Here is a 24,210-nt window from a genome sequence, read left to right as displayed (position 1 = left end):
GAGGTCGTCGCTCACGTCACAACGGCGTCGCGGCGCTCGCTTTGCGGTTTCGGCTCAGTCTTCGAGCAGCTCCTTGGTCCGCCGGTGTCGATACCGGAACATCGGCTCAAAGCCGACGACTGCGAAGGGGCCCGCCGCCCGACCGACGGCGCCGAGCGGGAGTTCGTACTCGACGCGGTCGCGGACGACGGTTCGGTCCTCATCGCGGGCGAAAAACGAGTGCGTGTGGTCCCAATGTGCGAAGGGGCCGCCGTCCATCTCGTCACGAAAGCGCGCGACGCCGTCGCCCGTCTCGCGTTCGACGATCCGGGAAGTCCAGCGCTGGCGCGGCCCCACACCGAAGGGCTGCATCGACATCGAAATCTCCGCTCCAGTATCGAGTTCGTCCGGATCTGAGTCGCCGTCGGGACCGACGACCGACTCGACGCGCAAGCCCATCCAGTCCGGCGTGAGCGCGACCAGCCCGTCGACCGTCGAATGAAACTCCCAGACGTCCGACAGCGGCGCGTGGACGACCGTCTCGCGCTGAAATACTGCCATACACGAAGTACGGGCGGGACGACCAAAACGGTCCGGATGCCGACAGGCGAGCGGGGGTTACTTCAGGCGCTCCTGCAGGAACGAGGGATGGGCCGCGGTGACGCCGTCGATCTCCATGATGCGGTCGCTGATAACGTCGGCCAGTTCGTCGCCGTCGCCGGCACGGACCTCCGCCATCAGCATGTGGTCGCCGCTGGACGTGTACAGCTCTTCGATCTCCTCTAAGTTCTTGAGCGCCCGCGTCGCCTCGACGTAGCGCTCGCTCTCGACGTCGACGCCGACCATCGCAATCGACTGACTCGATAGCTTCTTGGGGTCGATATCGGCCGAGTAGCCGACGATGACGCCCTCGTCTTCGAGCTTCTCGATGTACTTACGAACTGTCGGTTTGGACACGTCGGCGCGGCTCGCAATGTCGGCGTAGGACGCTTTGGCGTCCTCTTCGAGAACGGAGAGGATTCGGTCCTCCGTAGACTCGGTGCTCATGCCTGTATAATTTGCGCCGAACGGAAAATATCTTTTGAATCGGTTAACCTCTTTGACGCGAAACGTTCAGAACGGAAAGAGGTGGCCGAGTTAGGCGTGCCGGTCGAGCAGGTCGTAGGACCGCTCGGTCTCCCACTCGTAGTCGTCGTCGAAGTACCGCTCAGCGAGCGGTTCCTCGGGCATCTCGCCGATCTCCTGCTTCTCCTGGGTGTAGGAGGGTCGGTCGTCGTCGACGTAGAACCGACCGGTCAGCACTTCGCCCTCGTAGAGAGCTTCCTCGGCCTGCTGGGCCATGTCGGCGGCCTCGCCGCGGTCGTGGATGTCGTGACTGTAGTCGTCCGAATCCTGGATGTCGATGTAGGGGACGTACTGCTTTGCGTCCTTGTTCCAGGTGGGACACTGGGTCAGGAAGTCGACGTGGGCGAACCCGTCGTGCTCCATCGCCTCGATGAGGATCTCCTTTGCCTGGTTCGGGTTGACCGCAGCTGTCCGTGCGACGTAGGACGAGCCGGCGGTCAGCGACAGGCTCAGGGGACGGATCGGCGACTTGGCCGAGCCGTGGGGCTGGGTCTTGGACTTGTGACCCTTGGGGCTGGTCGGGGAGGTCTGACCCTTGGTCAGCCCGAAGATCTCGTTGTTGAACACGATGTAGGTCATGTCGTGGTTCTCACGAGCCGTGTGGATGAAGTGGTTCCCACCGATGCCGTAGCCGTCACCGTCGCCACCCGCGGCGATGACTTCGAGGCCGGGGTTGGCGAGGTTGGCGGCGCGGGCGACCGGCAGCGACCGGCCGTGGATCGTGTGGAACCCGTAGCTGTCCAGATAGCTGTTGAGCTTGCCGGAACAGCCGATGCCCGTACAGACCAGCGTCTCCTCGGGCGAGCGGCCGACTTCCGGCAGGGCCTGTTTCAGCGCCTTGAGGACGCCGAAGTCGCCACAGCCAGGACACCACGTCGGCTGGGGCTCGATGCCGGGCGTGTACTCGTCGCGGTCGATCTCTCGTTCTTCACCGATTGCGTTGAATGCGCTCATGCGTGATCACCTCGTGGTTAGTCTCCGGCGGCGGGCTCGATGCGGGTGTTGGTGCCCGGCGTCTGGCCCTCGCCGTCGATCTGTGCCTCGAAGCCCTCGACGATCTCCCAGGGCTCGAAGGGGTTCCCGTTGTACTTGAGCAGGCTCGATAGCTTCTCGCCGAACCGGCCGAGTTCCTTCTGGGTCAGCCCGCGGAACTGTGCGGTGGCGTTCATCTCGACGACGATCGCCTCGTCGACGCTCTCGAGGAACTCGGTCATCTCCTCGGCGGGGTACGGCATCAGGTCGCTGACGCCGATCGACTTGACCGAGTGGCCCTGTTCGTTGAGTCGCGCGACGGCTTCCTCGACGGCACCCTGCTGGGTGCCCCACGTGATGAGTCCGTACTCGGCGTCTTCGGGGCCGGTGTAGGACTGCTGGGACTCGTGGTCGTCGTCGAGTTCCGAGCGGATGGATTCGAGCTTCTGCATGCGACGGTCCATCTGGGCGACGCGGTTCTCGGGGTCCTCACTGATGTGGCCGGCGAGGTTGTGCTCGTTACCGGTTGCGAGATAGCGACCGCCCTTCTGGCCGGGCAGCGAGCGCGGGCTGACGCCGTCCTCGGTGTCGTGGAGGAAGCGCTGGAACTTGCCCGACTCGTCGTGGGCCGCCTCGGCGATCTCGTCTTCGGTGAGCACACTGCCCGGGTCCGGGTCGGGCTGGCGGTCGAAGAAGCTCTTGGGGACGCTGCGGTTCTCGCCCGAGAGCTTCTGGTCGATGATGACGATCGCCGGGATCTGGTAGTCGTAGGCGATCTTGAACGCCATCCGCGTCTGCTCGTAGGCCTCGGCGGGGCTGCCGGGCGCGAACACGACGCGGTTCGAGTCACCCTGACTCGTGTAGAGGATGTGCTCGAGGTCGGACTGCTCGGGCTTGGTGGGCATCCCCGTCGAGGGACCGGCCCGCATCGCCTCGATCAGCACGAGCGGCGTCTCGGTCATCTCGGCGAGGCCGAGCGGCTCGCTCATCAGCGCGAAGCCACCGCCGGAGGAACCGGACATCGACTTGACGCCCGCGTGGCTGGCACCGACTGCCAGCGCCGCCGCGGCGATCTCGTCCTCGACCTGCTCGGAGATCCCGCCGAATTCGGGCAGGTTCTGGGACATGATCGTGAACACGTCGGTCCACGGCGTCATCGGGTAGCCGGCGATGAAGCGACAGCCGGCGTCCAGCGCACCGTAGGCGACGCCGTTCGAGCCCGAAACGAGGACCTGTTCCTCGTCGTTCGAGCCTTCCGGCACCTGCAGGTCGTGGCTGAACTCGTAGTCTTCCTGAACCTGCTCGTGGGCGTCGTGAAGCACCTCGATGTTCTGTTCGAGGATGTCGCCGCCCATCGCCTCCTCCATCAGGTTCTCGAACGGTTCGAGTTCCATGCCCAGCAGCGCGGCGGTGACACCGACACCGGCCGTGTTGCGCATGACCTCGCGGCCGTGTTCTTTGGCGATCGACCGGAGGTCGATGTCGAACACGTGCCAGTCATTCTCCTCGGCGCGTTCTTCGAGTTCCGGCACGTCCTCGGCGTCGAGCAGCCCCGAGTCGTAGACGATAATGCCGCCTTCACGGAGATCGTCGAGGTTCTCCGAAAGCGGCTTTGTCTCCTCGTCACCGTAGTAGGCGTTCTCCTTCGGGTTCCGGGCGAACGAGTCGCCGAGAGCGAGGAGGAAGTTGTATCCGTCACCGCGCGACTGAACGTCGTGGTCGGCGGCGCGGATCTCCACGTACGTGTGGCCGCCGCGGATTCGTGACGGATAGTGACGATGCGTGAATACGTTCAGCCCCGTTCGCATCAGGGCCTTGGCGAAGTTCTGGCTCGTCGAGTCGATTCCGTCCCCGGAACCGCCCGCGATTCGCCAGATAAGTTCGTCGTCAGTCATATTTGTGGTCCCGGCCCGTAGCAGGCCAGCAGTGTCTGAAAGTTTTGTCTGACCCGAACTAAAGCCTTTGCTATCCATTGGCAAGGAACTATTGTGAAGGTCTTCGAACACCGGCAAAATCCAAAGGAAAGAACGTTACTGTTCTTCAAAATCGAGTTCGTCGTGGCCCCGTTGGCCGTCAGTTGCTACCACGCGTCTGTGGCGCCGGAACTATCACCTGTACGACTCGTCAGGAGCGTTGCCGGACATCACGGACGATCCGATCGATGTCGAACTCGTCCTCGGCGATGTCGAAAATCGTCTCCCCGTCGACGTCGACGCGGAACACGCCGCCGGTCCCGGTTCGTAGTGTGACGGCCTCGATCTCTCGACCCAGCGCCTGTAGAATCGCTCGCTGGAGGTCCTGTGCGCGATCGAGGTGACCACAGGGAACGCAGTATTCGATGTCGACCGTCGTCATAGCCGACTATCTCGCCCGCACTGACAAAAAAGCGCCGCCGAAAAGCACTCAGATCCCCGCTACCCAGACCAGCGCGCTACTCCTGCGGACCGCCTCGATCGTCGGCTTCAGCTGCGATCGACAGCACTGTGAGACGGTGTCGCCGGAGCGCCGCGGCGTGATAGCGCGTCGTCATCGCAGCGTAGGCGACCAACCCGCCAGCCGCCGGCAGCGCAACCGTCAGCGACGCCGATGACGCGATGGCGCCGACGACCAGCGTGATAGCCAGTATAACCGGAAGGAAGGTGAACAACGTCGTTCGGGCCGGCGACGCCTGATAGAGCGTCGCCAGCGTGCGTAGTCGGGCGTCCATCGTGTTCGTCTGTCACAGCCCTTCGGGCGCAAATAAAACAGTTTCGGTCGCACGACCGGTCGCACCGACGATTTCGTGCCGCTGAGCGGCGGCCACTTACACCTCGACGACGCTCTGTCCGGCCAGCGTGTCGGGAACGTTCACGACGTATACGGTCGTCGCGCCCGCGCCCGTGGTGATTCGAACTGTGACGCGCTCTCCCGGCGTCAGTCCCCTGTCGGCCGGGAGGCCGGACTCACCGTAGACGTGAACGTAGCCGAGTTCGCTGCCGTCGGTCAGCACCGACCGATCGGAGCCGACGACGCCGACAGACCAGTTCGGATCGACGCCGTCACCGACTGTCTGGACGGACGCTGCGGACAGATCGATCGACTCCGCGCCGGGCGCCGTGCGCACGCGCAAAGTGACGGTTTCAATTCGGCCGTCGTCGACCTCGCCGAACGCCGTGACGACCTGTACGCGTTCCGTGACCTGCTCGATGCTCTCCTCGCTGGTGGCGATGGCCTGCGACTGGAGCGCCAGCACCGTGTTCAAAAGCAGCGCCGCCGCGATCGCGGCCACGATCACCGTCGCTATGAACACTACGAGCGTCTCGACGCCGGTCTGGCCGCGCGAGTCCGCAGGCCGCTGTGGCTTCGGGAGCATCTCCGTTGTCGTGTAAACGCTCCGTTATGTATGACAAAAATACACCGATTTTATTGCGTTAAACGAACGAGCAAAGCGCCGGAACTCACGGCTCCGGCGACTGCTCGTCGGAGACGTTTCCTCGGCGATAGCGCCCCGTGAGCCGATAGCCGCCGAGATCGCCGCTGGGACCGACCGACACCTCGTAGCGGCCGAGGATGTCCTGCGTGTCGGGGATCGATCGGCGCTCGATCACTTCGAGGACCACCCGCCAGTCGCCGTCGGCATCGTCGCGCGTGATCTCGATGATGCCGTCGAACGGATCGTCGATGAACTCGTCCGCGACCTGCTTTGCCGTCTCGCGGGCGTCCCGGAGATCAGCGTCGGCGTCCCCGGACTGTGTCTCGTCCGATTCGTTCCCGTCGTCGGCGTCGTCCGTGTTGGAACTCATGGTCGTGTCGTCGCCGCGTTCGTCGTCGACCGTCGGATCGGAGCCGTCGTGCTGGTAGCAGAACCCGTCGTCGTCCGCGGGCCGCGAGCACCGCTGGCCGCTCTCTGTGAGGGCGCGACACTGCCCGTCATCGACTGCCGTATCTGATTCTGCCATGTCGTTCGTGGTTGTCGTCCGCTCTCAGGCTGCGGTCAGTCTTCTGTCGATTGTTCCGGAGCGTGCTGTGGTGCGTCGACTTCCACTTCCTCCAGTTCTTCCTGCTCGGCCGCCTGCTCGATCTTCGCGATCTCTTCGGCGTAGTGGAGGAACGTATCGACCGAGGCGACGACGACCCTAGCCTCGACGGTCAACAGCTCGATCCCCACGACCGAAATTCGGGCCCATACGTCGATGACGACGCCCTTGTCGAGTATCCGATCGAGAACCTCCACCAGACTCGATCCCTGTGGCTCTTTGCGTACCATCTCTCTCTCCGGGCGTGGCTTCCACAGGTTCCCTAAAGAGGGTTGTTCAGGATACGATTACACGAGCATTTTAGATAATACGGCCGATATACGCCCCGGTTTATTGTCTCCGGCATCGCACTCCGACGTGAGGAGTGCCGCGGCAGGCATCGACCCGGCCGCAGACTCGGGGGAGTTCATGACAGGCGATCATCTGTACGTCTACGGCATCGTTCCGGCAGCCGACTTCGAACTGGACGTGGAGGGAGTCGGCGGCGCCGAGCGCGCGTACACCGTCACAGCGGGCGGGCTGTCCGCGGTCGTCTCCGACGCCGACACGACCGATCCAGACCGGACGACCGAGTCGATGACGGCCCACGATCGCGTGCTGAGCGCCGTCCTCGACGAGCGAACCGTCGTGCCGATGAGTTTCGGCATGGCATTCAACGACGAGCGAACGCTCCGGAACGTTCTCAGTGGCGGCAGGCGGGCCTTTCAGACCGCCCTCGATGAGGTCGAGGGAACGGTCGAGCTCGGCGTCAAAGTGGTTGCCAATGGCTCGACCATCGATCGCGCGAGCGCGCGATCGGACACGCGGGATCGCCTCGAACCGACCGCCGTCGACGTGGTCGAAAACGACCTGTTCAGCGATCGGCTGCTGGTCAACGACGCCTACCTCGTCGAGCGCGCCGACCGGGACGCCTTCGATGAGGCCGTCGGCGAACTCGAACGGGATCTCGACGACGCCGTCGTGCAGTACACCGGCCCGTTTGCACCCTACAATTTCGTCGACATCCGCATCGGCGCCCAGCAGTGACCATGCTCGTGATCGACGACCTGCTCGTCCGGCCGTTCGTCTCGCTGCTCGACATCCTCCAGACGATGGCGCTGGAGGAACTGTACGACATCGACCGCATTCAGGACGAGCTCAAGGAGAACCAACTGCTCTACGAGATCGGCGAGCGCCCCGAATCGGAGTACCGACGCCGCAAGGCGGAGCTGGAGGACGAACTCGAACTGGCCGAACAGGTTCGTGACGAACTGACAAGCGGCAAGATCGAGGTAAAACGCTGATGCCACACGACAGCAACGACGAGGAGGACCGGCGCACCGACGACCGACCGGATCGCGAGGCGTCCGACACGTCCGATCACCAGCGCGGCGGCGACCGCGAGGGTCAAGGACCAACCCGGCCGTTCGACCTCGACATCGGCGGCTACGTCGGGACGCTGCTGGAGTTTCTCGACGAGGCGAGTGAGCGCGCCGGCCGATCCGGCCGCGAGGTCCGTTCCGACCGCGGTCGCGGCCGACGGCCGGCGAGCACCTCGCGCGATAGGCCCTCCCGATTCGCGGTGGATATCGATGCCTCTGTGGGGGCGCTCGGCGACGCCCGCACCGGGCGTGCGCGCGACCGGCACCGCCGCCGTGTCGCCGACGCTACGGGCGAGCACCTAACGACGGTTCGCCACGACGGCGAGACCGTCGTGGTGACTGCGAATCTCCCGGGCGTCGACGCATCCGACATCACGGTCGGTGTCACCGACGATCGTCGGACGCTCGTGGTCAGGACCCCGCGCGAGACGCTCGCCCGCGTCCCGATCGAACGCTGGGACGCCTCCGCCGTGCAGGCGACGCTCAACAATTACGTCCTCGAAGTTCGGATCGACGACAGCGTCGTCGCGGGAGACCCCGACGAGGTGATCAGCCGATGACAGAACGGACTCGCGCCGACCGACTCTCGGCGCTGGTGGACCGCGCCGAAGCGTCGCTCGACCGCCTCGCCGATGACGACGATCCGGGTCGCGTGCTCGGGCGACTGCGCGCGCTCCACGACGCCGCCGACGAAGCCGCCGATCTCGTGGGGACGATCGACGTGTCGGAGCTCCCCGACGCCGTCGACGCCGACGACTTGCTGGCGGCCCTCGAAGCCGGCGACGTGCCCGAAGCGATCAGGCGGCGAGACGCCAGCGAAGCCGTCGACTACGCCGCCCTGTTGAAGGCGATCGACTTCCGCGAGTTGGCATCGGCCGCGGACCTCACCGATCTCGTCTCGAAGTCGAAAGCCGTGACAGACGCCACCGACGATGTGCTCGACAGCACTGACGACGGCGGCGATACGACTGGCGACGAAGACGGGTCGATCGCCGGAGCCGACGACGGCAGCCTCGGCGGCGAGATGGGGGCCCTCGGGGAGCTCCCCGACGAGGCCTACCAAGTCGCGATCCAAGAGAAAGCGATGGACGCCGTCGACGAGTTCCGCGAGGGGGTGCTAGAAGCCCACGACGCGCTTCGAGAGCTGTACGAGACGAACCGCGAGCAGATGCGCCGCCAACGCGACAGGCAGGACACGAACTCGCGGAACCCGACGGCGAACTCGACGATGCCGACCGACCGGCCGGAGGTCGGCGGCAGCGCCACCAAGCACTCGACGGTCCCGAAGCGATCTCCGTACTCGACCGCGCCGAGCAGGACGCGCATCTACGGCAACCGGTTCGACAGACGGAGGTAAAACGAATGACACGACAGGCAGACCCAGCACCGGAAACTGTACCGACCGCAGCGGAGGGCGATCCGCTGTGAGCCGACGCGGGACCACGGGCCCCCAGCCGACGCGGGGGAAGAGCGATCTGGCCGATGTCGTCGAGATGCTGCTGGACAAGGGCGTCGTGATCAACGCCGACATCGCGGTGACCGTCGGCGACACCGAACTCATCGGCGTCAAGATCCGGGCCGCGCTCGCGTCGTTCGAGACGGCCGCGAAGTACGGCTTGGAGTTTCCCAGCGGCACCGACCGCCGGCGCGTCGAGGCACAGACCGGCGTCCCCGCCGTAACGACCGACGACGGCGTCGACGAGGACCAAACCCGGCTTTCGGAACTGGTGTTCGACGACGGTCCGGCCGATGTCAACGTCGGCCCTGTCCCGACGGCGAGCGTCACGGAGGACGCCGAAGTCGAAGCTCCAGACGCGGACGAACGGGACGCCGAAACCGAGACAACCTCGGACAGCGAGGAGGACGAACATGCGAACGAGGAGTGACCGCGCGAGCGCGGAGGGCGCGCGGTGACGGAGATCTCAGTCGACGGCGATCAGGCTCGCTCCGGGCTGATGGCCCTGCTGCTCACCGTCGTCGAACTCCTGATCGAGGCGATGGAGCGCGAGGCCGTCCGCCGGATGGAAAGCGGCCGGCTCGCCGACGAGGAGATCGAGCGCCTCGGCGAGCAACTCGCCCAACTCGAAGCCGAGGTCGAAGGGATCAAACGCGAGGAGGGAATCGAGGAGGAGGTCGACAGCCTCCGCGGCGACCTCGACGGCATCGTCGGCGATGCCATCCGCGGGCTCGACGTCGAGCAGGGACCGTTGGATGACACTGCCGACTACCAACCGATGTCACCCGACCAGAGCGAGTAATCACCGATGCACGATCCGACCGACGAAGAGCCGAGCGAAGATTCTGGCGCCGAGTTCGACGAGGGACGGTACCTCTACTGCCTCGTGGCGGTCGGCGAGGGCGCCGACGACGATGCCGTCGCCGCCGACGGCCTCGACGGTGCGACCACCGAACTGGTGAGAACTGGCGGCGTCGGCGCGGTCGTCCACACTTGCGAATCGACGTACGATTCGGACAATCCCCGGCAGGTCAGGCGATGGCTGCTCGCCCACCAGCGTGTCGTCGACGAGGCTGGCGAGGCCTTCGGCACGCCGATCCCGTTTCGCTTTCACACGATTCTGCCCGGCGACGACGGGACGGTCCGCCAGTGGCTCGACGAGGTCCGAGCCGACGCTCGCGTGCATCTCGACGAACTCTCGAACCGCTGGGAGTACCGCATCTCGCTGAACCTCGACGAAGAACGGCTCGGCGACGAGCTTGCTGCCGAAGACGAGGAGCTCCGGTCGCTGCGCGCTCGAACCGAGCAGGCCGACGCCGGCACATCGTTCTTGCTGGAGAAACAGTACGACCAGCAACTGCGCAAACGGCTCCGCGAACACCGACAGGAACTGCTCGAAGCGCTTCGGCGTCGAATCGCCCCCCACGTCGAGCGAGCGGAGGTGCTCGGTCGCCGCCGCGCGACGCTCGACGGCGTCGACGCCGCCGAGCAGCCGGCCCAGCGCGTCGCCGCGCTTGCCCGCGACGCCGAGGTCGACGCGCTGGGCGCAGCGCTCGACGAGGTCGCCGCCAACCCCGGTGTCGAGATCGAGTTCACCGGTCCGTGGCCGCCCTACACGTTCGCCCCGGAGTTCGCCGCCGAATCTCCCGACGACGCCGAAGATCCGCACGACGAGGGGACGAGGTGACCCTGCGTGGAACCGAGCCGCGACGACGACGCGGTGGTCGACCTGCTCGACGTGCTCCTCCGGGACGGCGCGATGCTGCAGGCCGACGTGATCGTCACCGTCGCCGACATTCCGCTGATCGGCATCAACCTCCGGGCGGCGATCGCCGGGATGGCGACGATGCGCGATCACGGCTTCTTCGAGGAGTGGGACGCCGCGACGCGAGCGCAGGCGGTCGGCGACCAGCGCGCGGCGAGTCGCCGCGGGAAGTTCGTCCCGCGGCCGGAATCGGGAACCGGCGGCGATCCCGACGCGCCCCCGCCGGGACGGCGTCCGAACCGGTCCGACCGGCCGGACGGATCGGCCCGTCCCGACCGATCGGACAGCCCCGGCGTCTCGCGGCGACCCGAGGGGGCTGAGGTGTTCGACGGTCTCGACGACGATGGCGGTGGGATCGACGAGTTCGACGTGGGCGACGCTGTGGGCGGCGGCTCTGAAGAAAACGACGCGCCGGACGCTGATAGAGAGTAGCCGACACTCGGCGGTGTTTGCGTCCGTTCAGCGATCGGGGTACGACTCGACGATCTCATCGAGCGCTTCGTGGTGCTCGGTGGTGTGTGGCGCGGTCAGCGGCGAGACGCTCACGCGCCCGTCGACGACCGCGCGGCGGTCGGTCCCCTCCGGATCCTCGATATCTCCCTCGGCCATCCGGTCCCAGATGCGGTCGTGGAGGGTGATCGTGTCGCCGTTGTGGGTCGCGTCCATGTCGTAGACGTGGGAGGGTCGCGTGACTGTCATCGGCGCCGGCTCGTCGCCGGGCAGCGGCGCGTTCACGTTGAGGTAATCGGCCTGCTCGAAGACGCCGGCGTCGGTGGCGTGCTCGACGAGGTACTCCGTCGCTCGGACCGCCTCGGCGTAGTCCTCGCGGTCGGTTTCGATCTCGTGAAACTCCATATCGCCGGTCGGCACGTACAGCGAGACGGCGATCGACGGGATGCCGAAGAAGGCCGCCTCGACTGCGGCGCTGACCGTCCCCGAGCGCCCGAGCACGTACTCGCCGAGGTTCGCGCCGCGGTTGCAGCCCGACACGACGAGGTCGGGATACGGGCCGATGGCTTCCAGCCCGGCGACCACGCAATCTGACGGCGTCCCCGCGATGGCGTAGCCGCGTTCGTGTTCCTCGATCCCGACTTCCGTCGACATGGCCCGGCCGACAGCACTCTGGTCGTCCGCGGGCGCGACGACAGTCACGTTCCCGATTTCGTCTAAGGCGTCGTGGAGCGCGCCGATTCCGGCGCTCCCGATCCCGTCGTCGTTGGTCAGGAGGATTTCCGGCGCCTCGGAGTCGTCCATGCCCGGACGGTCGGACGCCCCGGCGAAAAACACACCGGTCGCGGGCGAGTCACGGACGCCACGATCACGGCTGCAACCTCCGCACACTCCCGGGACGGTTTTATCAGCGCTGCCGACCAGTTCTGACCATGTCCACCTTCGTCGTCGTCGGCGGTGACGCCGCCGGGATGTCGGCCGCGAGCAAAGCAAAGCGGGACGATCCCTCCCTCGAGGTCGTCGTCTTCGAGCGCGGGCAGTGGGTGTCCTACGGCGCCTGCGGCCTGCCCTACTACGTCAAAGGCGAGATCGACTCGCTCGACTCGCTCGTCTCGGTCACGCCCGAGGAGTTCCGCGAGGAGCGCGACATCGACCTGCGGACGGGCCACGACGTCGTCGATATCGACCCCGACGACCGGACCGTCACCGCTCGCAACGACGACGGCGAGGTCGTCGTCGAGTACGATCACCTGCTCATCGCAACCGGCGCGGCAGCCGTCACACCACCCATCGACGGGCTCGACCGCGAGGGCGTGTTCACGCTCGGCTCGATGTCCGACGGCAAGGAGCTCCGGGAGTACGTCAGCCGGGCGCGGACCGAGGAAGAACTCCAACAGCCCGATCGCGGGCCGGCCTGTCAGTTTCTCGAAACCTGCAACGGCCCGGTGGGGATCGTCGGCGGCGGCTACATCGGCGTCGAGATGGCCGAAGCGCTGGCTGCCAACGACTTCGAAGTGCATCTGTTCCAGCGCGGCGACCGCGTCCTCAAGCAGTTCAGCGACGCGACCAGCGAGCGCGTGCTCGATCACCTGGCCGACCAGACCGTCTCGGTTCACCTCGGCGCCGAGGTCGAATCGCTCGACGGCGGCGATCGCGTCGAAGCCATTGCGACGACCGACGAGCGGGTTCCCGTCGACATGGTGCTGGTCGGGACTGGCGTCCGGCCGCGGACGGACCTCGCCGAGGACGCCGGTGTCGAACTCGGCGAAACGGGCGCCATCGCCGCCGACGCGTACCGCGAGACGAACGTGGATGACATCTACGCGGCCGGCGACTGCGCCGAGGCCGGCCACGTCGTCACCGACGATCCGACCTACGTGCCGCTTGCGCTGACCGCCAACCGACACGGCAGAGCGATCGGCCAGACGGTCGCCGGGACGCCGACGGAGGGCGGCGGCGTCGCGGGAACGGCCGCGGTCAAGGCGTTCGAGGTCGAGGCGGCACGCACTGGGCTCCTCGACGAATCTGAAGCCCGAGACGCGGGCTTCGACCCAGTCTCGAAGACGATCGACGCCAAGTCCCGGGCGGGCTACTACCCCGACGGCGGGACCGTCACCGTGACGCTGACCGCCGACCGCGACTCCGGGCGCGTCCTCGGCGGCAGCCTCGTCTCCGAGTACGGCGAGGGCGCCGTCCATCGGAGTCACGCTCTCGTCGCCGCGGTAACCGAAGGTGCGACCGTCGACGACCTCTCTGACTACGATCTCGCCTACGCGCCCCCGTTCAACACCACGTGGGACCCGATTCTGACGGCGGCGAAGGTGCTCGGCAAGGATGTCGGTCCGAACCGTTGAGGACGCCGACACGGGATTGCGTCGTTGGTCGGGCGTGCGCCAGCAGCCGATCTGCGGCACTAACCGAATCGGCCGTCAAAAATCCGATGTGGACTCGTCGGGACTGAGCGAATCCGAAGGATTCGCGAGGGTCGACGAGTCCACGACTGAGCGAACGTAGTGAGCGAAGGAAGTGGACTCGTCGGGATTTGAACCCGAGGCCTTCCCCGTGCCAGGGGGATGATCTACCGCTGATCTACGAGCCCTCGAACGCAGTAGTCGATACCTGCCGCTCCGGTATAAACCCCTCGAAATAGACGACGGGACGTCATCGAGTGACACACTGAGACGGCGAGTGATGGTCGAGAACGCGTCTCATGCCCTGACGACGGCGTCGCACGCCGAGCGTTACGAAATCCTTTAGTCGGCGTCCGCGCAAGTCTCCGTCGGGAACAGCACGGCCGTAAATCTGACTCGCCGGGGATTTCTCCCGGCTCGGGATTGCGGAAGTGCGCCCGGTCCATAGAGACCGGACTACGTCTGCGGTCTGTGCGGTTCCTATCCTCAAACCATGGCACGAATGCATACTGGCCGTCGCGGGTCGTCCGGATCGGACAACCCCACGGCAGACGAGCCGCCGGAGTGGAGCGACGTCGACGACGACGCCGTCGAAGAGCGCGTCGTCGAACTTGCAGAACAGGGCCACGACCCGAGCCAGATCGGGCAGAAGCTCCGTGACGAGGGTGTCAAAGGCACGCCCGTCCCGGACGTCAAGCTGGCAACCGGGAAGAAGGTCACCGAGATTCTCGACGACAACGACGCCGGCAACGACCTGCCGGAGGACCTGCGCAACCTGCTCGCTCGCGCGGTGCGCCTGAACGAGCACGTCGACGAGAACCCTCAGGACCACCAGAACAAGCGCGCCCTGCAGAACACCGAGTCGAAGGTCCGCCGTCTGGTCGATTACTACCGCGGCGACGCCCTCGACGAGGACTTCAAGTACACCTACGAGCGAGCCAAGGAGCTCCTGTAGAGTCCAATGTCCGCCGCCGGTCGTACCGACCTCGACGCCCCCGCGGTCAGTGACGTCGCCGCCGCGCTCCGCGACGCGCCGTTCGTTCGGCTCTTCGCGAGCGCCGACGGTGACGCGCTGGCCGCCGCAGGCGTCCTCGCGCGAGCGCTCGACGACATCGGGCGGCCGTTTCAGGTCGCCGTCGTCGAGACCGCTTCCGAGAGCGACGCCCGGATAGAAGCGGGCGACGGTGACGCGACGGCGCTGACGATCGGCCTCGCGCCGACCGCTGTCGAGCGTGCCGATGCGCTTTCGCTTCCCGGTACAGACCGTCCGGCGAGCCGCTCGGCCTTCGAGACCGCGCGGGAACTCGGTGCCGACCCCGATCCCGTGCTCGCGCTTGCCGGCGTGATCGCAGCGGGCGAGACGCCCGGCGCGGGCGAGACCGGACCGGTGCTCGATGCCGCGCGCGACGCCGGCGTCGAGCGACGGCCCGGCGTCGGGACGCCGACTGCCGATCTCGCGGACGGGCTGGCCCATACCACGCTTGCCCACGCGTCGTTCTCGGGCGATCCGGGACCGGCGCAGGCGACGCTCGCCGAACTCGGGCTTCCCGCCGAACTCGACGAGGATGCCCGCCGACGCGTGGCGTCGCTGTTCGCGCTGGACGCGACAGAGACCGACGCGGCGCCCGAACGCGCCGCCGACGCGGTCGAGCGCGCGCTCCGACCCCACGCGGCACCCGAGAGCGCGCCCTTCGAGACCGTCGAGGGGTACGCCGACGTGCTCGACGCCGTCGCCGCCGACGCGCCCGGCACCGGCGTCGCGCTCGCGTTGGGCCACGACGCCCGCACGGATGCGCTCGACACCTGGCGCGCTCGCGCCGCGAACGCGCATCGAAGCGTGCGCGAGGCGACGACCGGCCGGTACGACGGCCTGTTCGTCGCGCGCGTGGACGCCGCCGACGTGAACGACGCGTCGCGGGAGAACGCCCCCGTCAGGACGATCGCACGCCTCCTGCGCGACTTCCGGTCGCCCGAACCGGTTGCGATGGCCGTCTCGAACGACGAGGCCGCCGTCGCGGCCACCGGCGATTCGGACGTGGCCGCCGCGCTCGCCGCAGCCGTCGACGAGGTCGGCGGCGAAGCAGCCGGCGACGCGACGCGAGGCTACGCCCGGTTCGAGGGCGACACAAAGGCGTTTATCGCCGCGTTCCGGGGGTCACTATGAGACGGGCGACGATCCGAACCGAACTCGACGATCCGACGGTGATCGCACGCGCCATCCGACCGGACAACACCGACGAGATGGACACGCGCGTCGAGCAGACGGACGAGGAAACGGATTCTTCGTCCGACGCCGACGGGGCCGTCGTCACGACGATCGAGCGCGAGACGACCGGCGGACTCAGGACCAGCGTCGACGACTACGTGGTCAACGTAGCCGTGGCGCGACGAGTCGCACAGCACGCCAACCGACACACCAACACACAACCATGAGCGAACGATCCGTATCGAAGCAGGCACAGGAAAAGCGGTGGTACACTATCCACGCTCCCGAGCAGTTCGACCGCGAGGAGCTGGGCGAGACCCCCGCTGACGAACCGGACAAGGTCTACGGTCGCACGATCGAGACCACGCTGGGCGAGCTCCGTAGCGAGGCCAGCGAGAACAACACCAAGCTGACGTTCAAGATCAACGACGTCGGGAGCGACGCGGCCTACACCGAGTTCATCAAGCACGAACTCACCCGCGACTACCTCCGCAGCCTCGTCCGCCGAGGCGCCTCGAAGGTCGAGGCCTACGTCACGGTGCTGACGACCGACGACTACCGCGTCCAGGTCCAGCCCGTCGCCTTCACGACCAAGAAGGCAGACGCCAGCCAGGAGAAGGCGATCCGCCGCACGATGATCGATCTGGTCGAGGAGTCCGCCGAGGACCGCTCCTTCGAGCAGCTGATCGACAGCATCGTCGACGGCCGCCTCTCCAGCGCGATCTACGGCGAGGCCAAGGAGATCTACCCGCTGCGCCGCGTCGAGATCCAGAAGACGACGCTGGAAGCCCGACCCGAGGAGGTCGCCGCCGAAGAGGAGACCTCCGTCGACGTCGACGACGACGTCGAGGTCTAAGCGACAGCCCAGATCCGATCTTTTTCGAGCGCTCGCCTCGCCAGTGGCGACGCCGAAGTTGCCGGGCGAAAATTTGCGGTCCGGAGTTACTCGGTGACGACGATCGTCCCGTCCATTCCCTGCGGGACGTGAGGAATACAGTAATAGCCGTACTCACCCGGCACCTCGAAGGTGTGCTCGAACGTGTCGCCTCGCTGGATGTTGCCGTCGCGGCTGTTCGTCCAAGCGTCCTCGGCGGCCGACTGGCTCTCGTGACCGCCCGATGCGAAGTACTCGGCGTCCTCGGGTATGTTGTCCTCGTACGCCGTGATCGAGTGACCGCGAGAACTGGTGTTCCGCCAGACGACGGTGTCACCGACGCTCACCTCGTAGGTGTCCGGCCGGAACGCGTTCGCGCTCATGCCGATGTCGTAGTCGCCGCCGCCGTCGGTCCCGAACCCGAGGACGGTACAGCCTGACAGTCCCACTGCGGTTGCGCTCCCGACTGCGGCTAGGTACGCGCGACGCTCCATGCCTCTAACTCGGGAACGCGGAACTATATGCCCCGCGATTCGATCACGAGGAATGTAAAGACGTAAGTCCCGCCTGGGCATTCCCGAACCACATGCAGCCACGGTTCGTCGGCCGGGTGAGTCTCGCCGACGCAGTGACCGTCGCCAACGCGGCGCTTGGCTTTCTCGCCGTCGTCATCACCGCCGAGGATGTCGAACTGGGTGCGCGACTGCTGTTGCTCGCGGCCGTCGCCGACGGACTCGACGGCGTCGTCGCGCGCCACGTCGGCAGCTCGGCCGCCGGTCCGTATCTCGACTCGCTCGCCGATGTCGCGTCGTTCGCGGTGGCGCCGGCGGTGCTGGTGTTCGTTACTGTTCAGGAGGGCTGGTCGGTGGCCGTCCCGTCTGCAACTCCACGAGCAGCGCTGCTCCTCGGCGTCCCCGCGCTGTTCGTCGCGATGGCCGTGCTGCGACTGGGGATGTACACCGCCTACGACACCCGCGACGAGTACACCGAGGGCGTCCCAACCACGCTGGCCGCGACGATCCTCAGTGCGGCCGTTCTCTCGGGGATGACCGATCCGAGCGTGCTGATCGCCGTGACCGCGGCCTTTTGTTACCTGATGGTTTCGCCCATCGAATACCCCGATCTGCTGGCCCGCGACGCGTTCATCATGGGCGTCACCCACTCGCTCGCGGTCTTGCTGCCGATGTGGGCGAACCGCTCGTTCCCGTTCGCGCTGTTACTGCTGGCGCTTGCGTACCTCACACTGGGCCCGCGATTCTACTGGCGCGACGGCCTTCCCGACCCGCCGCTGGTGGGGTCGAAAGGAAACGCTTAGGGGGCGTACACACACAGGTTCGTGTATATGAGTTCGGTCACGAGTCCGCGCGGCGTGACGTCCCGAACGGGAGCCGACGGCGCGCTCCCGGAGGTGTCCGCATGAGCGACGAGGAGAGCGGCGACGCCCAAGACGGCGGCGCCGACGAAGAGATCACCGTCGAGTCGCTTCGCGAGCGCCTCGAAGCGATCGAGTCCCAGCTCGACGATGCCGAGACGGAAGCCGACCTCGACGAGGTCGAAACCGAGATCGAGGCGCTGGAGACAGACCTCGAAGCGGCCGACCTTCCCGAGCCCGACGACGAGGACGAGGAGCCGCCCGAAGAGGAGATCGAGTCCGAGAAGGACGATCTCGCAGACCAGCTCGAAGAAGCCCGCGGCCCCTACGACGAGGATGTCGTCGCCGAGATCGAATCGGCCATCGACGAGATCGAGAGCAGCGAGTGGACCGAGACCGGCGCCGCTGAGCTGGCGACCGCGGTCGACGACTTTCTCGATGCCGCCGGCGAGCAGCTCGATCAGTCCGTCGAGCGTGCCGGCGAGGAGACCGAAGATCTGACTGCTGCCCTCGAATCGGCGATAGAGGGCATCGAGGACGCCGCGCTCGATCCCGACGACGACGCCGAGACGATCGACGCGCTGCTCGACGACGCCGAAGCGCTGGTCGCCGATGTCGAGGACGCAGAAACGTGGAGCGACCTCTCGGTTCGAGAGAAGCTCGACCACCACGGGTTCTACGACGTGCTCGACCACCGCAAGGACTACCCACCCGAGTGGCACGCCCTGAAGGTGTTCGAGAAGCGCGGGGAGGTCGACAAGATCCTGCTCGCGCTCGACATGCTCGATTCCGATTTCATGGAGGAACACTGCCTCGAATCCCTCCGTCGGATGGGCCCCGAGGAGGCCGTCGAGCCGATGATGGAGCGCGCCCAGAAGCGCGATCAGGACGCCATCCAGATCCTCGGCAAGATCGGCAGCGACGAGCCGACCGACATGCTCGTCGAGTACATCGAGGGCGACGGCAACCCCGGCCTCCAGAAGGTCGTTCTCAAGGCGCTGGGCGAGATCGGCAGCGACGAGACGACCCAAGATGTCGCCGACAAACTCGACTCCGACAACGAGTCGATCCGCAGCCGCGCGGCCCGCGCGCTCGGGATGATCGGCGACACCCGCGCAGTCGCTCCGTTGGCGGACGTGCTCGAAGACGACGACTCCGACACCGTTCGCGCCAGCGCCGCGTGGGCGCTCGTCCAGATCGGCACCGAAGACGCGCTCGACGAGGTCGGCGAGTACAGCGACGACCGGGCCTACCTCGTCCAGACAGAAGCCGAAAAAGCAATCTAGCGTCGGCTACAGTAGATCTACTTCTACTCCCGTCTCGCGAACGTACGTCACGTCGGTATCGCACGTCGCTTCGACATCGCCTGTACTACCGGACGGACCGTCGACGTCAGTCCAGCCGTTGTCCTCGAAATATCTCGCCCAAGCGTCCGCGTGGGTCGAATCCTCGATTTCGATCGTCAAGTCGCTCGCCGTCGAGCGAGTCACGACTGCGGGGGCACTGGTCGCCCGAATGCGCAGCGTCGAGGACGTCGACACTGACGACGGCTGTGTCGACGCCAGATTCGGATACGAGAGGACGGCCCGATCCGATCCACTTCCGGAGGTCGTACAGACGAACTCGGGCGGCCGGATCAACACGCTGTTGCCCTCGTCCGCACGGAACGCCGCGCCGAGTTCGTAGCTGATCGTCGTTCCCTCGTGAGCGTAGTTGAGCGAGCCGACGGCGCGATCAGCGATCGGATCGCCGTCGGCGTCGACGATCGCACTCCCGCCGGCGCTGATTGTCACTGTGGGAGACTCCTCGACGCTGATCCGTCCTCCCCGCGGATTGAGTTGGCTCAGTCGCTCTTCTCCGCGGCCGTCCTGCAGATCGTTGAAGCTGACGGTGATCGTCTCGAACGCTCGCTCGGCGTTTCGGTTCTGCTCGCTGACCTGTGCGTCACCGAGCGCGCCCATCCCGAACACGTAGACGAGTCCGACCGAGGTGATGATGATCGAGAACACCAGCGTGAACGCCAGTACGTCGCTGACTGCTCGATCGGCGGCCGTCTCCTGTTCGCGGTCCGGTCCGATCATGCTGCCTCCAGCGTGAGCCGTTGGCTCCCGCTCTGGTTGTACGTGATCCGAACGCGCCCACCGGTAACCGATGTCTCGGAGATCGCGTTCGATGTCTGGAGTGGGACTTCTACGTCCTGTGACGTTTGGCTCGCTGAGAGTATCAGACAGGTGTCTGGTGCCCACGTATCACAGACGGCCGGATCGCTGGCGAGTCGGACGCGATAGGAGCTTCCGGCGACGGTGCTTGGATGGTCGACGACGACGGTCGACTGCCCCGTCGACGGCGTCTCGGCCGCCTGATCGGCGGCGGTGATCTCGGCCGCGAGCCGGTCGCCGATGGTCTCCATCTCCTGATAGGCCGCTCGGTCTTTCTGACTTTCGAGCAGCGTCGTGGTGCCGATGAACAGTCCCGAGATCAGGATCGTCGTGATGCCGATAGTCAGCACGTGGGTCAGCGCCGTCGAGACGCCGCGTCTGTCGGTGCTGAACGAACGTTTCCCGCTCATGGTGCGCTCACGTTGATTGTGCTCTCTCGTTGGACCGACGGTGTCTCGTAGACGATGCGGACCTCCGCCCACGTAATCTCGTCTGGGTCTGATTCGTCGTACGCCGAGGTGTTCGTAACCTCGATGCCGACGAACGTCGTCCCCGACGCGGCGTTGCTCTCCGCTAGCAGCTGTCCGTACGTCGAGACGTTATTTTTGAATGCGGTCTCGTTGTTCGCTTCGACGTCGTCGTTGACCCATTCGAGCAGTTCAACTGTCGTGTTTTCGACCGACTGCTCGACGCCGCGCCCGTCCGACACCGCTTCGACGGTGCCGCTCGACCCCACGCTGGCGGTAAACAGCGTCGTCGAGAACACGATGGCGATAGCGATGAGTATCAGCGCGAACGACACCGCGCCCGCGAGGACGAGTTGGCCGCGATCGGAGCGTGTTCCTGTCATAGTTCACCAGATAATCGTCAGCCGCACCTCGACGACGTTGTAGATATTACTCGATTCGGGCGCTGCGGGCGGGATCGGGTAGTCGCCGTCCTCCCGGTCGTGGGTGCCGTCGCCACCGTAGTACGCCTCCCGGAGTCCTTCTCCGGTGTCGGCGTCGCCGCCGTTGCACGAGGCCGTCAGGTTCTGATCCTCGTACAGCGTGACGGTGTGGGTGACGGTGATCGACTTCCGAAGCGCGTTGCCCTGCTCGACGATGTCGAGCCCCCGGCCGTCGACGCCGCTGGCCGTTCGATAGCTCGCTCGAAGACTGTAGCTGTTGAACCGCTCCGAGAACGTCTTGTTGAGCATCGTCCCCAGCGAGTTGTCCATCGGATTGCTGTAGCCGTAGGTTCCGTCGGCGCCGTTCGCACCGTAGAAGCTCGCGTTCGTCGTGTCCCAGCACCGGAGCGTCTCGGAGAGGCTTCCCTGCTCGTCGGCAATCTTGAGCACGTCCGTCGCCTGCTGGCCAACGTCGGACTGAACGCCTCTGTCGATCGTCCCCGAGGTCGAGGGAAGCAACACGGCCGAGTTCAGCGCCATCAACACGGCGGTCAACAGGACCATCGCGCCGATGATTCCTTCGAGCGTGTAGGCCTGTCCGCGGTCGTCGCTGCCTCGCATCGTCACCACACCCTCACGACGAGCCGGCAGGCCGGCTCGCACTCGTCGTCGTTTGTCGTCACGATTCGCGCCGCGACAGAGGCATCCTGTCCGACCGCGTCCGGACCGGCTGCCGCAGCCGCTCCGTCGTATTCGATCGGCGTCTCCTCGTCGGTCCCGAGCGTCGTCACGGTCATGTTGACGTGCGTCGACGAGGAGACGCCGACGGCCTCCCGGAGTGCGTCGGCGTCGGCGTCGAGCCAGTACGACATCTCCTCGTCGGTCAGTTCGTTGGTCGCCTCGTCGCCGGAGACGTTGTCCGCGACCAGCATGGCGATCCGATCCGCCTGACTGTCGGGACTCTCGTCGGCGATCGCCTGCTCGTAGGGGGTAAACAGCGAGGGGTACAGCAGGAACACCGCGCCGACGACCAGCAGGAAGATGCTGATGCCGACCGCGAAGTCCTGCACGGTCTGGCCCCGCTCGTCGCCGCCCAGCTCGTCCATCCGAAAGTGCTGTCCGATCATGTTATCCGACGAATGCCCAGACGGCGAGCGCGATGGTCACGAGCACGACGACGAACTTGCCGCCGCTGAGCAGTTCCGCGTCCCGGATGTAGCCGCTGATCAGCCCCGAGAGGATGGCCTGCATCGTCACCGCGTGGAAGAACAGCATCGACATCAGCTGCGTGTCGACGTTTGCCCCGAGCGCCGCGGGTCCGCCGCCTCCGCCGCCCCCGCCCGCGCTGTCGGTCAGGCCGGCCATCACGTCGAGGAACTGCGTCTGGAGGATCGCCATCACGGCCAGCAGCGTCAGGTACGTCATCACGATGATGACCATCTGCATCCGCGTGCGGGACTTGCGCTCGCGGGCGATGTCGTCTTGGTTTTCGCTGGCCTGCGCGGCGGTCGTCAGCACGTCCGAGATCTGGCTGGACGCCTCCTGTGCCTTGCTGATCAGCTTGACCGTCCGGGACAGCCGCGGGACGTGGTACTTGTTGTTGAACTCGACCAGCGCGTCTCGGAGGTTCATCCCGTAGTTGACCTTCGCGTACATCATCTCGAACTCCGTCGCGAGCTTGCCCGTGGACGTCTCGGCGACGGTGTTGAACGACTCCAGCAGCGTCAGCCCGGTGTCGTTGGCGCTCGATAGCTTTCGGAGGTTCTCGGAGATGTCCGAGAGCACCCGCTTTCGGTAGTGGACGTTCCACTCGTAGAACACCGTCAGCGGGATCAGAATGATGTACAAGGGCAGGTAGACGTACACGAACGTCCCCCAGACCGGATTTTCTTTCATCCCCGCCAACGATGTCGGCGCTGACCCGGCGACGAGTGCCGTCGAGATGATCACCAGCGCCGCCGGGACGGTCAGCGCCAACGTCATCAACGGGTTGTCCCGGAAGAAGATGTGTGGTCGTCGCAAGACGTTGAGCGTCTCGCGGGTCCCCTCGCGGTTCTTGATTCGGTCGAACACGCTGAACTCGCCGGTGTACTCCTCGACCAGTCCCAGATCGAGCAGGCCGCTGTTGTTGTCCACCTGCACCCACTGGCTCGACCCCTTCGGGTTCAAGAACCCGTCGCCGACCTCGTCTTCTTTGACGGTCGAGACCAGCACCAAGAAGCCAAGCCCCGTCAGCGGAATCATCCCGTAGACGGTGCCGTACAGCATCTCCGTCCGGCTCTGGCCCATCATCTGCATGATCACCAGAATGATGATCAAAAGCAGCGGGAACAGCGACAGCGTCATGTACATCTCGCCGAACAGCTCCAAGGTCTCCAGCGTGAGCTCCTGTTGCTGTTTGGCGGTTCGCATGTGCTTTTCTTTCTTGTCGTCGAGGAAATCCTGCATGTCACCGCCGCTGTTGACGATCGACAGCATGTCCGTCAGGAACTGGCTCAACTCGTCGCTCGGAGTGTTCATCGACTGGTTCCGGATCGCAGAGCGGTAGTCCGTATCGAAGTATTCGGTCTCCTGAACGATGCTCTGGAACTCGCGGGCCACCTCGCCGTACGTGTCTTCGGCCCGCGCCATCGCTTCGAGAATTTCGAGCTGGTTGAGTCCCCCGATCGACAGCGCGTACATAAAGGAAACGGCGTCGGGCAACAGCATGTTGATCTCCCGTTTCCGCGCCGACGATCGGGAGTACGGCACCGCGACGAGCGTTCCGAAGCCGATGCCGAAGCCGATCGCCCCGAACACGAGGCCGGTCACGATGACCAGCGCGGGGATCTTGACCAGTTGGATCAGATCCAGCACCGCCTGATTGGGGACCGGCATCCCAAGCAGCGGCTCGGTGCTACTGAAGATCCCGATCGAGGCGAGCGCGTACCCGATCAGCATGCCCAGCGCCCACAGCACGCCGCCGCTGATGACGCCGATCGCCAGCGCCCGCGAGAGATACATCTCGACGGTAACCGGCATCCGCGACTCCGCGAGCTTTCGCTCGACGTCTTTGACGAACTCGCTGTCCTCGCTGAACAGCCGGTCGTACAGCGGGTAAAAGGCGTCGCCGAGACCGTCGCCGGTGCTGAACCCGCTTCCGCCCGGACCGTTACCGGCCGTGTCCAGACTCATC

At 65.9% G+C, this 24,210-nt stretch carries 32 protein-coding genes and 1 tRNA gene; 15 read left to right on the top strand and 18 right to left on the bottom strand.

Annotated features, from left to right (window positions below; all coding sequences use genetic code 11):
• Positions 1-54 precede the first annotated feature (54 nt).
• The 9 genes from CRO01_RS10475 to gvpA all read right to left on the bottom strand — a co-directional run bounded on the left by CRO01_RS10475 (position 55) and on the right by gvpA (position 6,322).
• Positions 55-540 (bottom strand): SRPBCC family protein, encoded by a 486-nt coding sequence (locus CRO01_RS10475; protein ID WP_097009068.1) that lies wholly within the window; start codon positions 538-540, stop codon positions 55-57.
• A gap of 57 nt (positions 541-597) precedes the next feature.
• On the bottom strand, positions 598-1,026 hold the full coding sequence (gene lrpA1 / locus CRO01_RS10470; protein WP_097009067.1) for an HTH-type transcriptional regulator LrpA1: 429 nt from the start codon (positions 1,024-1,026) through the stop codon (positions 598-600).
• 90 nt (positions 1,027-1,116) lie between these two features.
• Complete coding sequence (locus CRO01_RS10465) at positions 1,117-2,058, bottom strand: thiamine pyrophosphate-dependent enzyme (RefSeq protein WP_097009066.1); 942 nt, start codon at positions 2,056-2,058, stop codon at positions 1,117-1,119.
• Between the two features lie 17 nt (positions 2,059-2,075).
• On the bottom strand, positions 2,076-3,971 hold the full coding sequence (locus tag CRO01_RS10460) for a 2-oxoacid:acceptor oxidoreductase subunit alpha (protein ID WP_097009065.1): 1,896 nt from the start codon (positions 3,969-3,971) through the stop codon (positions 2,076-2,078).
• A gap of 229 nt (positions 3,972-4,200) precedes the next feature.
• Positions 4,201-4,431: a SelT/SelW/SelH family protein gene (locus CRO01_RS10455; RefSeq protein ID WP_097009064.1), complete on the bottom strand. Its 231-nt coding sequence runs from the start codon at positions 4,429-4,431 to the stop codon at positions 4,201-4,203.
• Positions 4,432-4,507: 76 nt separating this feature from the next.
• Positions 4,508-4,783, bottom strand: a complete 276-nt coding sequence (locus CRO01_RS10450) for a hypothetical protein (protein ID WP_097009063.1) — start codon at positions 4,781-4,783, stop codon at positions 4,508-4,510.
• A 96-nt stretch (positions 4,784-4,879) separates the two neighbouring features.
• The gene (locus CRO01_RS10445) at positions 4,880-5,428 is read right to left on the bottom strand and encodes an archaellin/type IV pilin N-terminal domain-containing protein (protein ID WP_097009062.1); all 549 of its coding nucleotides are present in this window, start codon (positions 5,426-5,428) and stop codon (positions 4,880-4,882) included.
• 85 nt (positions 5,429-5,513) lie between these two features.
• Complete coding sequence (gene gvpO / locus CRO01_RS10440) at positions 5,514-6,014, bottom strand: gas vesicle protein GvpO, halophile-type (protein WP_097009061.1); 501 nt, start codon at positions 6,012-6,014, stop codon at positions 5,514-5,516.
• 35 nt (positions 6,015-6,049) lie between these two features.
• Positions 6,050-6,322, bottom strand: a complete 273-nt coding sequence (gvpA, locus tag CRO01_RS10435) for a gas vesicle protein GvpA (RefSeq protein ID WP_097009060.1) — start codon at positions 6,320-6,322, stop codon at positions 6,050-6,052.
• Positions 6,323-6,500: 178 nt separating this feature from the next.
• On the opposite strand from gvpA, the gene CRO01_RS10430 reads away from it, so the two are divergent.
• From CRO01_RS10430 to gvpM, 8 genes are all read left to right on the top strand, one after another.
• Entirely contained in the window at positions 6,501-7,118 is a 618-nt protein-coding gene (locus tag CRO01_RS10430; RefSeq protein ID WP_097009184.1) for a GvpL/GvpF family gas vesicle protein, read from the top strand.
• A gap of 2 nt (positions 7,119-7,120) precedes the next feature.
• Complete coding sequence (gene gvpG, locus CRO01_RS10425; RefSeq protein ID WP_097009059.1) at positions 7,121-7,375, top strand: gas vesicle protein GvpG; 255 nt, start codon at positions 7,121-7,123, stop codon at positions 7,373-7,375.
• Positions 7,375-8,013 (top strand): Hsp20/alpha crystallin family protein, encoded by a 639-nt coding sequence (locus CRO01_RS10420; RefSeq protein WP_097009058.1) that lies wholly within the window; start codon positions 7,375-7,377, stop codon positions 8,011-8,013. The genes gvpG and CRO01_RS10420 overlap by 1 nt, the downstream gene beginning before the upstream one ends.
• The gene (locus CRO01_RS10415; RefSeq protein ID WP_097009057.1) at positions 8,010-8,810 is read left to right on the top strand and encodes a hypothetical protein; all 801 of its coding nucleotides are present in this window, start codon (positions 8,010-8,012) and stop codon (positions 8,808-8,810) included. The genes CRO01_RS10420 and CRO01_RS10415 overlap by 4 nt, the downstream gene beginning before the upstream one ends.
• 67 nt (positions 8,811-8,877) lie before the next feature.
• Positions 8,878-9,339 (top strand): gas vesicle protein GvpJ, encoded by a 462-nt coding sequence (gene gvpJ / locus CRO01_RS10410; RefSeq protein WP_259370016.1) that lies wholly within the window; start codon positions 8,878-8,880, stop codon positions 9,337-9,339.
• A 24-nt stretch (positions 9,340-9,363) separates the two neighbouring features.
• Entirely contained in the window at positions 9,364-9,711 is a 348-nt protein-coding gene (locus CRO01_RS10405; protein WP_097009056.1) for a gas vesicle protein K, read from the top strand.
• Between the two features lie 6 nt (positions 9,712-9,717).
• Positions 9,718-10,596 carry a gas vesicle protein GvpL gene (gene gvpL, locus CRO01_RS10400; RefSeq protein WP_097009055.1) on the top strand — a complete coding sequence of 293 codons (879 nt, stop codon included), beginning with the start codon at positions 9,718-9,720 and terminating at the stop codon, positions 10,594-10,596.
• Between the two features lie 6 nt (positions 10,597-10,602).
• Positions 10,603-11,106, top strand: a complete 504-nt coding sequence (gvpM, locus tag CRO01_RS17070) for a gas vesicle protein GvpM (protein WP_097009054.1) — start codon at positions 10,603-10,605, stop codon at positions 11,104-11,106.
• A 27-nt stretch (positions 11,107-11,133) separates the two neighbouring features.
• Here gvpM and surE read toward each other — a convergent pair whose 3' ends face one another.
• Entirely contained in the window at positions 11,134-11,928 is a 795-nt protein-coding gene (gene surE, locus CRO01_RS10390) for a 5'/3'-nucleotidase SurE (protein WP_097009053.1), read from the bottom strand.
• Positions 11,929-12,056: 128 nt separating this feature from the next.
• Here surE and CRO01_RS10385 point away from each other — a divergent pair, with 128 nt between their 5' ends.
• Complete coding sequence (locus tag CRO01_RS10385; RefSeq protein WP_097009052.1) at positions 12,057-13,478, top strand: FAD-dependent oxidoreductase; 1,422 nt, start codon at positions 12,057-12,059, stop codon at positions 13,476-13,478.
• A 173-nt stretch (positions 13,479-13,651) separates the two neighbouring features.
• Here CRO01_RS10385 and CRO01_RS10380 read toward each other — a convergent pair.
• Positions 13,652-13,723 (bottom strand) — tRNA-Ala (locus tag CRO01_RS10380).
• 305 nt (positions 13,724-14,028) lie between these two features.
• On the opposite strand from CRO01_RS10380, the gene CRO01_RS10375 reads away from it, so the two are divergent.
• Genes CRO01_RS10375 through CRO01_RS10360 form a run of 4 tightly spaced genes read left to right on the top strand, consistent with a single transcriptional unit; the run spans position 14,029 to position 16,597 of the window.
• Positions 14,029-14,490 (top strand): 30S ribosomal protein S15, encoded by a 462-nt coding sequence (locus CRO01_RS10375; protein ID WP_097009051.1) that lies wholly within the window; start codon positions 14,029-14,031, stop codon positions 14,488-14,490.
• A gap of 6 nt (positions 14,491-14,496) precedes the next feature.
• On the top strand, positions 14,497-15,699 hold the full coding sequence (locus CRO01_RS10370; RefSeq protein WP_097009050.1) for an exonuclease RecJ: 1,203 nt from the start codon (positions 14,497-14,499) through the stop codon (positions 15,697-15,699).
• Entirely contained in the window at positions 15,696-15,968 is a 273-nt protein-coding gene (locus CRO01_RS10365; protein ID WP_097009049.1) for a KEOPS complex subunit Pcc1, read from the top strand. Before CRO01_RS10370 ends, CRO01_RS10365 begins: the two co-directional genes overlap by 4 nt.
• Positions 15,965-16,597 (top strand): 30S ribosomal protein S3ae, encoded by a 633-nt coding sequence (locus CRO01_RS10360; RefSeq protein ID WP_097009048.1) that lies wholly within the window; start codon positions 15,965-15,967, stop codon positions 16,595-16,597. The genes CRO01_RS10365 and CRO01_RS10360 overlap by 4 nt, the downstream gene beginning before the upstream one ends.
• 86 nt (positions 16,598-16,683) lie before the next feature.
• Here the strand turns inward: CRO01_RS10360 and CRO01_RS10355 are convergent, their stop codons facing one another.
• Positions 16,684-17,109 (bottom strand): plastocyanin/azurin family copper-binding protein, encoded by a 426-nt coding sequence (locus CRO01_RS10355; protein ID WP_097009047.1) that lies wholly within the window; start codon positions 17,107-17,109, stop codon positions 16,684-16,686.
• 92 nt (positions 17,110-17,201) lie between these two features.
• On the opposite strand from CRO01_RS10355, the gene CRO01_RS10350 reads away from it, so the two are divergent.
• Positions 17,202-17,930 (top strand): protein sorting system archaetidylserine synthase, encoded by a 729-nt coding sequence (locus CRO01_RS10350; protein ID WP_097009046.1) that lies wholly within the window; start codon positions 17,202-17,204, stop codon positions 17,928-17,930.
• Between the two features lie 101 nt (positions 17,931-18,031).
• Positions 18,032-19,273, top strand: a complete 1,242-nt coding sequence (locus CRO01_RS10345) for a HEAT repeat domain-containing protein (protein WP_097009045.1) — start codon at positions 18,032-18,034, stop codon at positions 19,271-19,273.
• A gap of 6 nt (positions 19,274-19,279) precedes the next feature.
• On the opposite strand, the gene CRO01_RS10340 is transcribed toward CRO01_RS10345, so the two are convergent.
• From CRO01_RS10340 to CRO01_RS10315, 6 genes are read right to left on the bottom strand one after another with little or no spacing between them, the layout of a single operon-like run.
• Positions 19,280-20,068 (bottom strand): DUF7289 family protein, encoded by a 789-nt coding sequence (locus CRO01_RS10340; RefSeq protein WP_097009044.1) that lies wholly within the window; start codon positions 20,066-20,068, stop codon positions 19,280-19,282.
• Positions 20,065-20,556, bottom strand: coding sequence for a DUF7266 family protein (locus CRO01_RS10335; RefSeq protein ID WP_097009043.1), 492 nt, complete (start codon positions 20,554-20,556; stop codon positions 20,065-20,067). Before CRO01_RS10335 ends, CRO01_RS10340 begins: the two co-directional genes overlap by 4 nt.
• Entirely contained in the window at positions 20,553-20,996 is a 444-nt protein-coding gene (locus CRO01_RS10330) for a DUF7261 family protein (protein WP_097009042.1), read from the bottom strand. Before CRO01_RS10330 ends, CRO01_RS10335 begins: the two co-directional genes overlap by 4 nt.
• Before the next feature lie 3 nt (positions 20,997-20,999).
• Entirely contained in the window at positions 21,000-21,656 is a 657-nt protein-coding gene (locus tag CRO01_RS10325) for a DUF7288 family protein (RefSeq protein WP_097009041.1), read from the bottom strand.
• Between the two features lie 2 nt (positions 21,657-21,658).
• A complete protein-coding gene (locus CRO01_RS10320) occupies positions 21,659-22,162 on the bottom strand; it encodes a DUF7287 family protein (protein WP_097009040.1) in 504 nt (167 codons plus the stop codon).
• A 1-nt stretch (position 22,163) separates the two neighbouring features.
• Positions 22,164-24,209, bottom strand: a complete 2,046-nt coding sequence (locus CRO01_RS10315; protein WP_097009039.1) for a type II secretion system F family protein — start codon at positions 24,207-24,209, stop codon at positions 22,164-22,166.
• Position 24,210 lies beyond the last annotated feature (1 nt).

Origin of the sequence: Natronoarchaeum philippinense, from assembly GCF_900215575.1 — an archaeon.
GTDB classification, from domain to species: Archaea; Halobacteriota; Halobacteria; order Halobacteriales; family Natronoarchaeaceae; genus Natronoarchaeum; species Natronoarchaeum philippinense.
The sequence above is the reverse complement of the archived record's forward strand: the minus strand, read 5'-3'. Positions and strand labels throughout refer to the sequence as shown.

Excerpts from the sequence above, each read along its gene's own strand:
- CRO01_RS10475 (WP_097009068.1), bottom strand. The coding sequence starts at position 540 with ATGGCAGTATTTCAGCGCGAGACGGTCGTCCACGCGCCGCTGTCGGAC.
- lrpA1 (WP_097009067.1), bottom strand. The coding sequence starts at position 1,026 with ATGAGCACCGAGTCTACGGAGGACCGAATCCTCTCCGTTCTCGAAGAG.
- CRO01_RS10465 (WP_097009066.1), bottom strand. The coding sequence starts at position 2,058 with ATGAGCGCATTCAACGCAATCGGTGAAGAACGAGAGATCGACCGCGAC.
- CRO01_RS10460 (WP_097009065.1), bottom strand. The coding sequence starts at position 3,971 with ATGACTGACGACGAACTTATCTGGCGAATCGCGGGCGGTTCCGGGGAC.
- CRO01_RS10455 (WP_097009064.1), bottom strand. The coding sequence starts at position 4,431 with ATGACGACGGTCGACATCGAATACTGCGTTCCCTGTGGTCACCTCGAT.
- CRO01_RS10450 (WP_097009063.1), bottom strand. The coding sequence starts at position 4,783 with ATGGACGCCCGACTACGCACGCTGGCGACGCTCTATCAGGCGTCGCCG.
- CRO01_RS10445 (WP_097009062.1), bottom strand. The coding sequence starts at position 5,428 with ATGCTCCCGAAGCCACAGCGGCCTGCGGACTCGCGCGGCCAGACCGGC.
- gvpO (WP_097009061.1), bottom strand. The coding sequence starts at position 6,014 with ATGGCAGAATCAGATACGGCAGTCGATGACGGGCAGTGTCGCGCCCTC.
- gvpA (WP_097009060.1), bottom strand. The coding sequence starts at position 6,322 with ATGGTACGCAAAGAGCCACAGGGATCGAGTCTGGTGGAGGTTCTCGAT.
- CRO01_RS10430 (WP_097009184.1), top strand. The coding sequence starts at position 6,501 with ATGACAGGCGATCATCTGTACGTCTACGGCATCGTTCCGGCAGCCGAC.
- gvpG (WP_097009059.1), top strand. The coding sequence starts at position 7,121 with ATGCTCGTGATCGACGACCTGCTCGTCCGGCCGTTCGTCTCGCTGCTC.
- CRO01_RS10420 (WP_097009058.1), top strand. The coding sequence starts at position 7,375 with ATGCCACACGACAGCAACGACGAGGAGGACCGGCGCACCGACGACCGA.
- CRO01_RS10415 (WP_097009057.1), top strand. The coding sequence starts at position 8,010 with ATGACAGAACGGACTCGCGCCGACCGACTCTCGGCGCTGGTGGACCGC.
- gvpL (WP_097009055.1), top strand. The coding sequence starts at position 9,718 with ATGCACGATCCGACCGACGAAGAGCCGAGCGAAGATTCTGGCGCCGAG.
- surE (WP_097009053.1), bottom strand. The coding sequence starts at position 11,928 with ATGGACGACTCCGAGGCGCCGGAAATCCTCCTGACCAACGACGACGGG.
- CRO01_RS10385 (WP_097009052.1), top strand. The coding sequence starts at position 12,057 with ATGTCCACCTTCGTCGTCGTCGGCGGTGACGCCGCCGGGATGTCGGCC.
- CRO01_RS10375 (WP_097009051.1), top strand. The coding sequence starts at position 14,029 with ATGGCACGAATGCATACTGGCCGTCGCGGGTCGTCCGGATCGGACAAC.
- CRO01_RS10370 (WP_097009050.1), top strand. The coding sequence starts at position 14,497 with ATGTCCGCCGCCGGTCGTACCGACCTCGACGCCCCCGCGGTCAGTGAC.
- CRO01_RS10365 (WP_097009049.1), top strand. The coding sequence starts at position 15,696 with ATGAGACGGGCGACGATCCGAACCGAACTCGACGATCCGACGGTGATC.
- CRO01_RS10360 (WP_097009048.1), top strand. The coding sequence starts at position 15,965 with ATGAGCGAACGATCCGTATCGAAGCAGGCACAGGAAAAGCGGTGGTAC.
- CRO01_RS10355 (WP_097009047.1), bottom strand. The coding sequence starts at position 17,109 with ATGGAGCGTCGCGCGTACCTAGCCGCAGTCGGGAGCGCAACCGCAGTG.
- CRO01_RS10350 (WP_097009046.1), top strand. The coding sequence starts at position 17,202 with ATGCAGCCACGGTTCGTCGGCCGGGTGAGTCTCGCCGACGCAGTGACC.
- CRO01_RS10345 (WP_097009045.1), top strand. The coding sequence starts at position 18,032 with ATGAGCGACGAGGAGAGCGGCGACGCCCAAGACGGCGGCGCCGACGAA.
- CRO01_RS10340 (WP_097009044.1), bottom strand. The coding sequence starts at position 20,068 with ATGATCGGACCGGACCGCGAACAGGAGACGGCCGCCGATCGAGCAGTC.
- CRO01_RS10335 (WP_097009043.1), bottom strand. The coding sequence starts at position 20,556 with ATGAGCGGGAAACGTTCGTTCAGCACCGACAGACGCGGCGTCTCGACG.
- CRO01_RS10330 (WP_097009042.1), bottom strand. The coding sequence starts at position 20,996 with ATGACAGGAACACGCTCCGATCGCGGCCAACTCGTCCTCGCGGGCGCG.
- CRO01_RS10325 (WP_097009041.1), bottom strand. The coding sequence starts at position 21,656 with ATGCGAGGCAGCGACGACCGCGGACAGGCCTACACGCTCGAAGGAATC.
- CRO01_RS10320 (WP_097009040.1), bottom strand. The coding sequence starts at position 22,162 with ATGATCGGACAGCACTTTCGGATGGACGAGCTGGGCGGCGACGAGCGG.
- CRO01_RS10315 (WP_097009039.1), bottom strand. The coding sequence starts at position 24,209 with ATGAGTCTGGACACGGCCGGTAACGGTCCGGGCGGAAGCGGGTTCAGC.